This window comes from Pseudomonas botevensis (assembly GCF_019145475.1).
Taxonomy (GTDB): Bacteria; Pseudomonadota; Gammaproteobacteria; order Pseudomonadales; family Pseudomonadaceae; genus Aquipseudomonas; species Aquipseudomonas botevensis.
Genome location: NZ_JAHTKI010000011.1, coordinates 215560 through 228140, shown reverse-complemented (window position 1 = coordinate 228140; position 12581 = coordinate 215560). Strand labels below are relative to the sequence as shown.

The 12581-nt window shown below is 63.2% G+C and carries 10 protein-coding genes and 1 pseudogene; 5 read left to right on the top strand and 6 right to left on the bottom strand.

Features of this window, described 5'->3' with window-relative positions; genetic code table 11:
• From KVQ74_RS16720 to KVQ74_RS16710, 3 genes and pseudogenes are all read right to left on the bottom strand, one after another.
• Positions 1-1164: pseudogene (locus KVQ74_RS16720) on the bottom strand (hypothetical protein); the annotation flags it as partial.
• 113 nt (positions 1165-1277) lie between these two features.
• Positions 1278-1673 carry a YbaN family protein gene (locus tag KVQ74_RS16715; protein WP_217832272.1) on the bottom strand — a complete coding sequence of 132 codons (396 nt, stop codon included), beginning with the start codon at positions 1671-1673 and terminating at the stop codon, positions 1278-1280.
• A 10-nt stretch (positions 1674-1683) separates the two neighbouring features.
• Positions 1684-2271 (bottom strand): YecA/YgfB family protein, encoded by a 588-nt coding sequence (locus KVQ74_RS16710; RefSeq protein WP_217832271.1) that lies wholly within the window; start codon positions 2269-2271, stop codon positions 1684-1686.
• 294 nt (positions 2272-2565) lie between these two features.
• Between KVQ74_RS16710 and recQ the strand changes: the two genes are divergently transcribed.
• The 3 genes from recQ to KVQ74_RS16695 all read left to right on the top strand — a co-directional run bounded on the left by recQ (position 2566) and on the right by KVQ74_RS16695 (position 7161).
• Positions 2566-4695: a DNA helicase RecQ gene (gene recQ, locus KVQ74_RS16705; protein ID WP_217832270.1), complete on the top strand. Its 2130-nt coding sequence runs from the start codon at positions 2566-2568 to the stop codon at positions 4693-4695.
• Positions 4696-4829: 134 nt separating this feature from the next.
• A complete protein-coding gene (locus tag KVQ74_RS16700; protein ID WP_217832269.1) occupies positions 4830-5264 on the top strand; it encodes a MarR family transcriptional regulator in 435 nt (144 codons plus the stop codon).
• 127 nt (positions 5265-5391) lie between these two features.
• The gene (locus KVQ74_RS16695) at positions 5392-7161 is read left to right on the top strand and encodes a FimV/HubP family polar landmark protein (protein WP_217832268.1); all 1770 of its coding nucleotides are present in this window, start codon (positions 5392-5394) and stop codon (positions 7159-7161) included.
• Positions 7162-7302: 141 nt separating this feature from the next.
• Here the strand turns inward: KVQ74_RS16695 and KVQ74_RS16690 are convergent, their stop codons facing one another.
• Positions 7303-9501 (bottom strand): patatin-like phospholipase family protein, encoded by a 2199-nt coding sequence (locus KVQ74_RS16690; protein WP_217832267.1) that lies wholly within the window; start codon positions 9499-9501, stop codon positions 7303-7305.
• A 72-nt stretch (positions 9502-9573) separates the two neighbouring features.
• Here KVQ74_RS16690 and KVQ74_RS16685 point away from each other — a divergent pair, with 72 nt between their 5' ends.
• Entirely contained in the window at positions 9574-9861 is a 288-nt protein-coding gene (locus KVQ74_RS16685) for a SelT/SelW/SelH family protein (RefSeq protein WP_217832266.1), read from the top strand.
• On the opposite strand, the gene KVQ74_RS16680 is transcribed toward KVQ74_RS16685, so the two are convergent.
• Positions 9855-10748 (bottom strand): DMT family transporter, encoded by an 894-nt coding sequence (locus tag KVQ74_RS16680; RefSeq protein WP_217832265.1) that lies wholly within the window; start codon positions 10746-10748, stop codon positions 9855-9857. The genes KVQ74_RS16685 and KVQ74_RS16680 overlap by 7 nt on opposite strands.
• 71 nt (positions 10749-10819) lie before the next feature.
• On the bottom strand, positions 10820-11584 hold the full coding sequence (locus KVQ74_RS16675; protein ID WP_217832264.1) for a helix-turn-helix transcriptional regulator: 765 nt from the start codon (positions 11582-11584) through the stop codon (positions 10820-10822).
• Positions 11585-11717: 133 nt separating this feature from the next.
• On the opposite strand from KVQ74_RS16675, the gene KVQ74_RS16670 reads away from it, so the two are divergent.
• Positions 11718-12533, top strand: a complete 816-nt coding sequence (locus KVQ74_RS16670; RefSeq protein ID WP_217832263.1) for a UDP-2,3-diacylglucosamine diphosphatase — start codon at positions 11718-11720, stop codon at positions 12531-12533.
• Positions 12534-12581: the final 48 nt, after the last annotated feature.

Below are 12581 nucleotides of genomic sequence, written 5' to 3'. Positions count from 1 at the left end.
TTTCGGCGCCAGCAGCCGCCGGGCTTCGCCGATGACGCTGATGAACTGGGACCTGGCCTGCAAGTCGGGGGAACCATCGCGCTTCTGCACGGCATAGGACAGGATCAGTTGCGACTTGGCCATTCGCCGCAGCAAGGCGTTGGGAATATCGATCTCCAGAATGCTCGGCACACTGACCACCGGCTCGGCGGGCATCTTCTCATCGATCGGCACCCCCTCCGTCGTCGCGCCCTTGACCCTGACCGTGACGATGTCGCCGACGGCGATCCGGTTGTCCAGAATCATGACCTGGGCGATGCCGTCGGCATTGCCGAGCTTGTCGAGGTCCAGCACGTTGCTGACCGCCTGCTTGAGCAGCGGCGCCGCCGGCCGGGTCGTGTCGATCGCCACGGGCACCCGCTGCTCGTGACTCCAGTCTTCGGAGCGGTTGAACACCTTGTCATGGACCTCGAACGCCACCGCCACTCCGTCCGAGTCGCCGGCTTCGCGAATGGTCGCCTCATCGACATGAATGATGATCGGTGCCTTGCCGTCCGCCTGATCCTGGGTCAGCGGCGGGCCGGGCACGAACACGCCGCCCCAGCTCACCAGAACCACATCACCCGCCGCCGCATTCAGATAAGGCCGCCCCGAGGCGGGATCCGGACCGATGGTGATATCGACCCCGTCGGCGACGTTGTCCTTGTCGATGCCGTTTTCCACCGTGCCCTTGGGGAGGAACATGAAGAAGTTGGAGTGGCCTGGTCCCGGATCAGTGTCTTGACCACCGGGAATCGTCAGCTTGACCAGCACGTCCATCACTTCCGAAGGCTCGGCCACCTGACCCAGGCGGGTGACCACGTAGGACACCTTGACCGGGCCATCCAGAAGACGCCCCGGCGGCACGAACAGCGTCAGCGTTTTATCGACCTCATCCTTGTCGATGGTCTTGTTCACCACCTGCTGGCCGGGGCCCCAGTTCACCACCAAGCGGTCACCGACGTTCATGGTGGACCAGGGGCCGGCGCGGCACAGCAACCCCAGCAGCGGAAAGTTACCCAGCGCGGCGGCCCAGTTGATGCCCCAGACAATGGGGTTGCTCGATATCGGTTGGGGGCTGCGACCGGGGATGTCGAGTTCCTTGAGCAGCAGCGGGGTGTTGCCGGTGGGCGCCGGGGTGTTCATGACGGAAACTCCGATCAAGGATGACGGAGTGATTGAGCGTCAAAAGGGCGAAATTGGCACCTGTCAGATCTGACAGGGGGCGGCGGTTTTACGACGAGCGGTCGGTTGTCGCCTCAGGGTTTTTGCAGGGTTTTCTGCCGCAGGATGTACACCGTCACCAGCACCGCGCTGGTCAGCATGAACCCTCGTGCCCACGGCAGCGGCACCAGGTAGCAGGAGAACAGAATGCTCGCCCACATCAGGCCGATCGCGTAGACCTTGCCCTTGAGCGGGATGCCGTTGCCGTCGAGGTAGTCGCGAATCCACGGGCCAAGCCGTGGATGCTCCACCAGCCAGCGATAGAAACGCGGAGAGCTGCGGGCGAAACAGGCTGCCGCCAGCAGGAGGAAAGGGGTGGTGGGCAAAACGGGCAGGAAGATCCCGAGCACCCCCAATGCCACGCTCAGCCAGCCGATGGCCAGCAGGATGTAGCGCAACATCAGGGGGCGGTTGCCTATGGGATTGTCCATAGGCCGGATCTTAATGGTGACGAGGCTTGAGGATCGCCGGTTTTTCGTCTGGCGCGTGGCACAGCAGGTACAGCGCGGTCAGGGCTTCCGGGATTTGCACGATCATGTCGTCCATCAGGTTGGCGTCGGCGGCGATGTCGGAGAACTCCGGCTGCTCGTCGAACAGGCCCGAACCGACCATGATCGGCAGAAGCATTTCGCTGACTTCTTCCTCGGCGGTTTCGAACCAGGCTTCTTCGCGCAGGAACACGCCTTCCATGAAACCGATGCACCAGCCGCGCAGTTCGGAGTCGTCCGGCTCGTCGCCCAGATCCAGATCGCAGGGCAGCTCGAATTCTTCGTCGGAGGCCAGTTGACGGGCGATGTGCGCCTTGAGGCCGATCAGCGTGGCTTCGATCTCTTCACGCTGGGCTTCGCTGCTGTAATGCGGCTCTTCGGCGAACAGGGCGTCGATCCACTCGCGATCCGGCACGACTTCGGCGCAGACCGACAGCGCGGTGAGGAAACCGTGGGCGGCCACGTAGTCCAGCGCCTCTTCGTGCAGCTCGTCGGCGTCGAGGAAGACTTGCAGGCGGGTTAGTTGCTCGGCGAAGGACATTAAAGGGCTACCTTGGGGGAATAAACAATGCGGGAATTCTAGGCCTTCTTGACCGCTCAAGCCAGCCGCTTGGCAGATTTGGCCCAATTGCCGGCTCTGGCATAAAACCCATGGGAGTTGCCCCGTCTTATCAGCGGCGCCCTGTGCGGGGGAACGCTCGGGTATACTGCCGCGTTTTGCGATCCCTGCCCGCCTTGCATCGACCTGCAACGCGTCCTTACGTTTTGTTTAAACGGCTTCGGCTGTCCTGAACCAGCCTGTGCAGGGATGTTTCGGTGGATTTTTGGAGTTTTTATGCTCGAACAGGCTCAACGCGTCCTCAAGGACATCTTCGGCTACGACAGTTTCCGTGGCCGCCAGGGTGCAATCATTGAGCGCGTGGCCAGTGGCGGTGATGCCCTTGTCCTGATGCCGACCGGCGGCGGCAAGTCCCTGTGCTTCCAGGTGCCGGCACTGCTGCGCGAGGGCCTGGCGGTGGTGGTGTCGCCGTTGATCGCGCTGATGGACGACCAGGTCGCGACCCTTGAAGAACTCGGGGTGGCCGCCGCCGCGCTGAACTCCACGTTGAGCGCCGAGCAACAACGCGACCTCGCCGCCCGGATCAAGCGCGGCGAAGTGAAAATGCTCTATCTGGCCCCCGAGCGCCTGGTGCAGCCGCGCATGCTGGCGTTCCTGCAAGGGCTGAACATCGCTTTGTTCGCCATCGACGAAGCCCACTGCGTATCGCAATGGGGCCACGACTTCCGTCCGGAATACCTGCAACTGGGGCAGTTGGCGGAGATGTTCCCCGACGTGCCGCGCATCGCCCTGACCGCCACCGCCGACAAGCGCACCCGCGAAGAAATCGTCACCCGCCTGCATTTGCAGAACGCCGAGCGTTTCCTGTCGAGTTTCGACCGGCCGAACATCTTCTACCGCATCGTGCCCAAGGAGCAGCCACGCAAGCAGTTGCTGGCGTTCCTCGCCGAGCGGCGCAGCGATGCCGGCATCGTCTATTGCCTGTCGCGCAAGAAGGTCGAGGAGGTCGCGGCGTTTCTCAGCGAGCAGGGCTTCCCGGCGCTGCCTTACCACGCCGGCCTGCCCAATGATCTGCGCGCCTTTCACCAGAAGCGTTTCCTCAACGAGGAAGGCCTGATCATGGTTGCCACCGTGGCGTTCGGCATGGGCATCGACAAGCCCAACGTGCGCTTTGTCGCGCACCTCGATCTGCCGAAGTCCCTTGAGGCCTATTACCAGGAAACCGGACGTGGCGGTCGTGACGGCCTGCCGGCGGACGCCTGGATGGCCTACGGCCTGCAAGACGTGGTGATGCTCAAGCAGATGCTGCAGAACTCCGAGGGCGACGAGCGCCACAAGCGTCTGGAGCAGCACAAGCTCGACGCGATGCTCTCGCTCTGCGAAGAAACCCGCTGCCGCCGTCAGGCGCTGCTGGCCTACTTCGACGAAGATCTGCCCGAGCCTTGCGGCCATTGCGACAACTGCGTCGATGGCGTGCAGACCTGGGACGCCACCGAGCCGGCTCGTCAGGCGCTGTCGGCGATTTTCCGCACCGGCCAGCGCTATGGCGTCGGTCATCTGGTCGATGTACTGCTGGGCAAGGACAACGAGAAAGTCCGCAGTTTCGGCCATCAGCACCTGTCGGTGTACGGCGTCGGCAAGGCGCTGGGGGAGAGCGAATGGCGTTCGCTGTTCCGCCAACTGGTGGCCCGTGGCCTGGCTGATGTCGATCACGAAGGCTACGGCGGCCTGCGCCTGAGCGACACCTGCCGGCCGCTGCTCAAGGGCGAAGTGACCCTGGAGCTGCGCCGCGACCTCAAGCCGCAAGTCACTGCCAAAAGCGGCAGCAAGAGCCAGGCCAGCCAACTGGTGCGCGGCGAGGAGCGCGAACAGTGGGAAGCCCTGCGCGCCCTGCGGCGCAAACTGGCGGAAGAACACGGCGTGCCGCCGTACGTCATCTTCCCCGACTCGACATTGCTGGAAATGCTCCGCAGCCAGCCGACCTCGCTGGCGGAAATGGCCCGGGTCAGCGGCGTTGGCGCGCGCAAGCTGGAGCGTTACGGCGAGGCCTTCCTCGAAGTGCTCGGCGGTGAAGCCGAAACGCCGAAAGTGGTCGCCGATGTGCGCCACGAACTGATCACCCTGGCTCGTGCCGGCATGACCCCGTTGCAGATCGCCGGTCAGTTGCAGTGCTCGGAAAAGAACGTCTACAGCATGCTCGCCGAGGCCATCGGCAAGCAGCAATTGTCGCTGGAACAGGCGCTGGATCTGCCTGAAGACCTGATGGGTGAAGTCCAGGACGCGTTCCTCGACGGCGAGGGCGAGCTGCCGTCTGTCGCCGAAGTCTCCGAGCTGTTTGCGGGCCGGGTGCCGGAGGGCGTGCTGTACTGCGTGCGGGCTGCGCTGCAATCGGAATTTGAAATGTAAGACGGCGTATGTGACAACCGTCAGGTGGTTGTAACGATTCAGTACAGGACGGCTCTTGCCTATAGCCAAATGTCATGCTTAGCTGACTAATAATTAGTTTTTTTCTATTTGTTCAGTCTACTCATGAGTGTTTTATGCCGTTAACCGATCAACACCGCTTTGGCATGCAACTGGCGCAGATGTCCCGTGGCTGGCGTGCCGAACTGGATCGCCGTCTGGCGGGGCTGGGGCTGTCCCAGGCCCGCTGGCTGGTGCTGCTGCATCTGGCGCGATTCGACGAAGCGCCGACCCAGCGGGAGCTGGCGCAAAGCGTCGGCGTCGAAGGGCCGACCCTGGCCCGTCTGCTCGACAGCCTGGAAAGCCAGGGACTGGTGCAACGCCAGTCCGTGATGGAAGACCGTCGGGCGAAAAAAATCGTGCTGTGCTCTCCGGCCCTCCCGCTTATCGAACAGATTGAAACCATTGCCACGCAACTGCGCCATGAGCTGTTCGAAGGCGTCGATGAGGCGGATTTGAAGGTCTGCATGCGCGTTCACGGACACATTCTGGCCAACCTGGAAAAATCTTGAGGCATAACCTCGTGCCGTTTTTTTGAGAGATCGCGCTGGGCAGACTATAAGAACTACTGGGCAATATCGTGTTCGTACCGGATGTGCGAACGCATAGAAGTCGGTTTTGCTTATTTAAGGGATGCTCATGCTCGGAAGTCGGCACGTGGTAATGCGTTGCGCTCATTCGCTGCTGGTGGCCGGTGTTGTGGCCTGGTCCAGCGCGTCATTGGCGCTGGGGCTGGGTGACATCACCGTCCATTCGGCCCTCAATCAGCCGCTCAAGGCCGACATCGCCCTGGCGGATGTCAGCGGTCTGCGCGAAAGCGACCTGTCGGTCAGCCTGGCAACGCCCGACGAGTTCGGCGAGGCCGGGATCGAGCGGGTGTTTTTTCTCAATGACCTGAAGTTCACCCCGATCCTGCACGGCAATCGCAACATGATCCGGGTGACCTCGGCCAAACCGGTCAAAGAACCCTTTCTGAATTTTCTGGTGCAGCTCAATCAGCCCAACGGTCGCCTGCTGCGCGAGTACACCGTGCTGATCGATCCGCCGGGATCGCCCGGTATCACGCCGGCCACCGATGAGCCTGACCCGCGCGCGCAATCCTCTGAATTTCCCGTCCCCGAGGCACCTGCGCCGAGCGCCCAGGGCAGGCCTGCCGCTGCGCCGGCACCAACGCCAGCCGTGCCGGCCAATGACGCGGCAGCCGAGCAACTGGCGGCCAGTGTGTTGCAGAACCAGCAACTGCAAAAAACCGTCGATGAACTGAACCTGCGATTACAGGCGCAGGACGTGTTGATCGCCGATGGCAAAAAACAGGTGAGCGACTTGCAGGCACGCATCGCCGAGCTGCAACAGCCGCCACCGCCAGCGGCCGTCGTGGCACCGTCTGTGCCTGCTCCGGTCGCCGCGCCAGTCGAGGAGGACGACTCGCTCAATTGGCCGTTGCTCGGCGGGTTGCTGGTGTTGCTGGGCCTGCTGGCTGCGGGCTTGTACATCCGTCGTCGGCAACAGGGGCAGGGCCATGCCGTGCCGATCGCCGCGTTGCCGTCGCGCAGTGAACCCGAGGTGAATGACACCGAGAGTGCGCGCCCGGCGGCGGTTCATCCTGCCGTCGAACATCGTGAGGATCACGTCGCGGGGGATGTGCTGGAAGCCGTGGGCATTTATCTGGCTTACGGCAGGCTCGGTGAAGCGGCGGGTCTGCTGCGCGATGCCTTGTACAAGGAGCCGGAACGCACCGACATCGGTGTGCAACTGCTGGAGGTGCTGGGGCGGCAGGGTGATTCGCCGGCCTATGACGAACAGGAAAGCCGTCTGCGCCAGTTGGGGGTCGAGGAGCAGACGTTGCAGGACATCCGCGCGCGCTATCCGCAACTGGTCAGTGCCGCGCCGCTGGCCGCTGTGGTTCCGGTTGCCGCCGTGGCGCCGCTGGCCGAGGCCCGGCCCGAGCCTGCACCCGCGCCGGTCGAGGATGATTTCGAGCTGGATCTGAATGCGTTATCGATGGATTCCAGCTGGGATCTGGAGGACAGCCGCCCGCCTAGCGATAAACCGGAACTGGGGGAGAGCGCATTCGGCGCCAGTCTCCAGGTATTGCCGCAGGGTTTCGAGCTGTCGGAAAAACCGGCGGACGACGAGGCTGAAGCCGCCGAGCTGGAATGGCTTGTCGAACCGGATGCGCAGCCGCTGGATGATGATTTTCTCAATGAGTTCGGCGACCCCGGTCAGTCGCTGGATTTGCAGGCGCCAGATCCTCAGGACGCGGCCAATGCCGGCAAACTCGAACAGGCCCAGACCTGCATCGACGACGGTGACCTGGAGAGCGCGATAGCCTTGCTCAACGAGCTGCTCAAGGAGGCTGATGAACCGCTGAAGCAAACGGCGCGGACATTGTTGGCGGGGATTCGCTGATCCGGGTACAGCCGATCTTGCCGGGGTGACTGTGCTGACGCCTTCGTGGGCAAGCCCACTCCCACAGGTCACCGCCGGCAATGTGTGAGTGGGCTTGTCCACGAAGACGGACTGATCGTCACCGCAGAAATCCGCTCTGCCTCAGAAGGTCTGCCCCAGGTTCAGATAAACCGCCTGTTCACTCGCATCATTCAAGCCATAACTGAAGTTCAGCGGCCCCAGTGGCGTGTCGAAGCCGATAAACACACTGGCGGCATTGATGTAGCCGCTGTCGAATTCATTGTCGTTGTTCCATGCCCGTCCGCGCTCCAGCGAAGCGCCGGCATACAGCGGGAAGTCCAGTGGCAGGTAGGCACGCGGGGTCAGGCGGCGGTAGTACACGGCGCGCATCAGGCTGACGTTTTGCCCGGAGATCGCATCTTCGCGGAAACCGGACAACTGCCGGGCGCCGCCGAGCAGGAAGCTTGAAGTCACCACGTTGGCGTCATTCAGCGTGCGGCCGTAGCGTCCGCCCAGAATCAGGGTGTCCGGGCCACTGCTCATGGCCTTGTCCAGTTTGAATTCCCATTGCTGGTAGCGGTTGTCCGACCCCAGGCTCGGTTCGAATTGCAGCAGGGTCAGGCTGATGTCCTTGCCTTCGTGCGGGTAATAAACGTTATCTAGCGAGTCATAGGAATATTTCAGCGAATAGAAGCCCTCCTTGAAGCGCTCGCTGGGTAGATCCTGATCGCCAATCCGCACATCGGCCTTGCCCCAGGCCTCGCCGACGCCGAAGCGCACCTCACCGTTGTTGCCGATCTGCCGCCCGACATTCAGGGCCAGCCCGTAGCGCTCGACGCGATATTGCGCGATCGGATCGTTGTCGAGCACCGCATCGACGTTCTGCGCCTGGAACACCACGGACGGCGCGATGAAGTAGCGTGAGCCGACGTCCAGCGGCTGATAGAACTCGCTGTACAACTCTTGTCGGTCACCGATCTGCGCGCGGGTCAGCCATTCCGCGCCGAGGCGGTTGATGCCGTTGACCCGGTAACTGGCGCCGAGGTTGAAGGCGCTGTCGCCGCGCATGTCGTCCGACAGGTTCAGGCCGACCCGCAAATAATCGGTGCCACTGCGTTTTCCCCGGGCGCTGATGACCAGGGTGTGATCCTGCCCCTTGTGAACCACGCGGTATTGCACTTGCTCGAAGTAATCGAGGCCGTACAGGGTGCCCATGTCCGAGTGCAGACGGCCCAGGTCCAGTGGCTCGCCGATGGGCTGGCGGATGTAATAGCGGATGACGTCGTCATCGACTTTCGAGTCGTTCTCGACCCTGATCGCGGTAATGATCGGCGTGCGCTGGCCCGGAGCGCGGGCGGCATTGAGTTCGGCGTCCTGGGACACCGCTGGCTTCAAACGGGCCAGGCGCGCATCGAGGACTTTGGCGGCGCGGTAGCCGGCGTCGATCATTTCCTGGGCGCAGCCGAAATCGGTGGCGCCGAAACTCGCCAGCGGTGGCTGAATCAGTACGTCATCGGGATGCAGCGCCGCCAGTTGTTCTTCAGAGTTGCGCCGGGTCATCAGGGTGATCGACTGGTTCAGCACATCGACCACGGTCACCAGTTGCTTGCGATTGCGCAGCGGCGTGCCGATGTCGACCACGATGGCGACGTCGACCCCCATTTCCCGGGCCACGTCGAGGGGGATGTTGTCGGTCATGCCGCCATCCACCAGCAATTTGCCGTCCAGCTCGACCGGCGCGAACACCGCCGGGATCGACATGCTGGCGCGGATCACCTGCGGCAGATGCCCTTTGCGGAATACCACTTTTTCGCCATTGGCGATGTCGGTGGTCACGGCCCGGAAGGGGATCGGCAGCTTGTCGAAGTCACGGGTATCGCTGGTGTGGGCCAACAGGCTTTCCAGCAGCAGCGCGAGGTTCTGGCCCTGAATCACCCCCAGCGGCAGGCCGAGGCTGCCGTCGTCGCGAAAGCTCAGTTTCTGTTTCACCAGAAAGTCGCGGTCGTCCTGTTTGCGTCGGAACGGCACGTCCTCACGGGGTGGCGCGTCGGACAGCGCCTGCTGCCAGTCGATGCTCAGGGCGAGTTTTTCCAGCTCATCGATCTTGTAGCCCGAGGCGTACAGCCCACCGACGACGGCGCCCATGCTGGTGCCGGCGATCGCATCGATCTTGATGCCTTGTTCTTCCAGCGCCTTGAGCACGCCGATGTGCGCCAGGCCACGGGCGGCACCGCCGGACAGCACCAGGCCGACCTTCGGGCGCGGCGCTTCGCTGGCCTGGGCGCTGACGCCGGAAAACAACGGGAGGAAAACAAGCAGGCAGAGCAGAAGGCGACGCATCGTGAGTCTCGGGGCGAGCGATAAAGCCGGCTATTATAGCGGCGCCCCTCTGCCTCAGGAGTTTCAGCGAACATGACTGCCACCAAAGCGGAAATCGTCATCACCTATTGCACTCAATGCCAGTGGCTGCTGCGCGCCGCGTGGCTGGCGCAGGAACTGCTCAGCACCTTCGGTGACGACCTCGGCAAAGTGTCACTGGTGCCGGGCACCGGCGGGGTGTTCCGGATTACGTGCGACGAGGTGCAGATCTGGGAGCGCAAGGCCGACGGCGGTTTCCCCGAGGCCAAGGTGCTCAAGCAACGGGTGCGCGACCGGATCGATCCTGATCGCGACCTCGGGCACAACGACCGTACTCAGTGAGAGGCCGCTTCGGCGGCCACGGCTTTTTTGTCGGAGCCGCCTGACATCTGGCTCGACACCACGATGGCGACGATGATCAGCGCGCCGCCGATCAACATGCGCAGGGTCGGGTTTTCATCGAACAGCAGCCAGGCGACGGTGATGCCGTAGACCGGCTCCAGAGCGAACACCACGGCGGCGGTACGCGCCTTGATCACCGCCAGGCTGGCGACGAACAGGCTGTGGGCGACACCGGTGCAGAACACCCCGAGCAGGCCGATCCACAACCAGTCGATGGCGCGCACTTCACTCAGTTGTGGCGCCGCCACCGGCAACAGACACAGCGCGACCACCACGTTCTGACACAGCGCGGCCTGCACCGCCGGAATGCGCCCGGAGCTGGCGCGGTTGGTCAGCGACAGCAGGGAAAACAGCAGCCCGGAAAGGATCGCCCAAAGCAGCCCGGTGGTGGCGCCGCTGCCCAGATCGAACGCCGGGGTCACCAGCACCAGACCCACCGTCACCAATGTCACCAGAATGATTTCATTGGCGCGGATGCGTTCGCGGAAAATCAATCCTTCGAGGATCACCGTGAAAGCCGGGAAACTGGCGAACCCCAGCGTTGCGATGGCCACGCCGGCGACCTTGACCGAGATGAAGAAACTCACCCAATGCCCGGCCAGCAACACGCCGCTGAGCAGCAGACGCCGCCAATCCACGGCCTGGAGTTTCTGCCAGCCCTGGCCACGGGCGAAACGGGCGAAAAACGCCAGGGCGAGGACGGCGAACGCGGCGCGGCCGAACACGATGACGGCGGGCGTCGCCGCCGCAAGTTTGCCGAAGACGCCGGTCAGGCCGAACATCAAGGCACCGATATGCAGGGCGCCGAGGGCGGTACGGGGAGTCATTGCGATCCTTGGTTTGAGTACGGTTTCACGCCCATTGAAGCGTGAAACGGCGCAAAAAGTCTGTCGCCAGGCTAGCGCGTTTTAGCGCCGGACTCGCGGCGCAACTGGCCGGGGGAGGCGCCGAATTCGCGCAACACCGCCGCTGAAAACGCACTCTGCGAACTGTAGCCGACCCGACTGGCGATTTCCCCAATCGGCAAGGGCGTGTCGCGCAGCAGTTTCACGGCCATTTGCAGTCGGCGGTTGCGCAGGTAATCCATCGGCGTCTGCCCGCATTCGGCGATGAACCGCGCATGCAGACGAGCACTGGAAAGACCGGCGACGCGGGCCAGATCGGCGACTTGCAACGGGTAGGCGGCGTATTGCTCGATGTGCGCGTCGAGTGCCGCGTAGGGCAGGCGTCGGCCCGCGAGTGCCACGGGGTTGGTGTTGTTCAGGCTCGCCAGCAGCAACACCGCGCCTTGGCGGGCGATCAGCGGATCGTCCACCGGGCTGCTCGCCAGCCAGTTGACCAACTGGCTTTGCCCGGCATCCAGCGAGCGGCGCGCCGCGCTGTCGAGCAAGCGGCGGCTGGCGTCGGCATGTGCGCCGAGCGATTGCGTCACCCATGAATCACCGGGCACATCCAGCACCAGGCAACGGCTGCCATCGATGCTGCCGCAGGCATGATGGGCACCGGCGGGCACCACCACGAAACTCTGCTGGCGTACCTGGCTGCCATAGCCATCGACCTCGAAATCCAGCGCACCCGACAGGCCGAACACCAGTTGCGGGTGGTCGTGGCTGTGGGCGATCAGATCGTGTGTGTAGTGGCGCAGGGACAGGATCGGGTGCATGGCGAATCTCCGGGCGAGCCGCCAGTCTACACGGCCGCTGCTCGGATCGTGCTGTCACACGACTGACGCGAACCTGTCATGGTCGATTAACCGGGCTCGCGCAAGCTGGCGAAAACATCGCAGAGGGTTGTCCATGACCAGCGCCGAGCTCGCCAAACCCAGTCGCAAACAACGGGTGCGCACCTTGTGGATCTCCGACGTGCACCTCGGCACCCGGGATTGCCAGGCCGAGCATCTGTCGCAGTTCCTCAAGGGCTACCATGCCGACAAGATCTATCTGGTCGGCGACATCATCGACGGCTGGAAACTGCGCGGCGGCATGTACTGGCCGCAGGCGCACACCAATGTGATCCGCCGCCTGCTGACCATGAGCAAGCGCGGCACCGAGGTGATCTACGTCACCGGCAACCACGACGAATTCCTGCGGCGCTATTCGAAGCTGATCCTGGGCAACATTCAGTTGGTCGACGAAGCGGTCCACGTCACCGCAGATGGCCGGCACCTGCTGGTGATCCACGGCGACCAGTTCGACGTGATCACCCGTTATCACCGCTGGCTGGCGTTTCTCGGCGACTCCGCCTACGAATTCACCCTGACCCTCAACCGCTGGCTCAACCACTGGCGGGCGAAGTACGGCTACGGCTATTGGTCGCTGTCGGCTTATCTCAAGCACAAGGTAAAGACGGCGGTGAGTTTCATCAGCGACTTCGAAGAAGCCATCGCCCACGAGTGCGTCAAGCGCGAGCTGCATGGCGTGGTCTGCGGGCACATTCACCATGCCGAGATTCGCAAGGTCGGCGAGGTGGATTACCTCAACTGCGGTGATTGGGTGGAGTCGTGTACGGCGCTGATCGAGCATTGGGACGGCACGATCGAGCTGTATCGCCTGGCGGATGCCCAAGCGCGCGAGGCCCAACTGAAAGCCGCCAAAGTGGCCGAGCTGGCGTAGCAACTGCCTGTGGGAGCAGGTCTGCTCCCACAACCTGTGACACGTGTC

Coding starts and splice junctions, on each gene's coding strand:
- KVQ74_RS16715 (WP_217832272.1), bottom strand. CDS start 1,673: ATGGACAATCCCATAGGCAACCGCCCCCTGATGTTGCGCTACATCCTG.
- KVQ74_RS16710 (WP_217832271.1), bottom strand. CDS start 2,271: ATGTCCTTCGCCGAGCAACTAACCCGCCTGCAAGTCTTCCTCGACGCC.
- recQ (WP_217832270.1), top strand. CDS start 2,566: ATGCTCGAACAGGCTCAACGCGTCCTCAAGGACATCTTCGGCTACGAC.
- KVQ74_RS16700 (WP_217832269.1), top strand. CDS start 4,830: ATGCCGTTAACCGATCAACACCGCTTTGGCATGCAACTGGCGCAGATG.
- KVQ74_RS16695 (WP_217832268.1), top strand. CDS start 5,392: ATGCTCGGAAGTCGGCACGTGGTAATGCGTTGCGCTCATTCGCTGCTG.
- KVQ74_RS16690 (WP_217832267.1), bottom strand. CDS start 9,501: ATGCGTCGCCTTCTGCTCTGCCTGCTTGTTTTCCTCCCGTTGTTTTCC.
- KVQ74_RS16685 (WP_217832266.1), top strand. CDS start 9,574: ATGACTGCCACCAAAGCGGAAATCGTCATCACCTATTGCACTCAATGC.
- KVQ74_RS16680 (WP_217832265.1), bottom strand. CDS start 10,748: ATGACTCCCCGTACCGCCCTCGGCGCCCTGCATATCGGTGCCTTGATG.
- KVQ74_RS16675 (WP_217832264.1), bottom strand. CDS start 11,584: ATGCACCCGATCCTGTCCCTGCGCCACTACACACACGATCTGATCGCC.
- KVQ74_RS16670 (WP_217832263.1), top strand. CDS start 11,718: ATGACCAGCGCCGAGCTCGCCAAACCCAGTCGCAAACAACGGGTGCGC.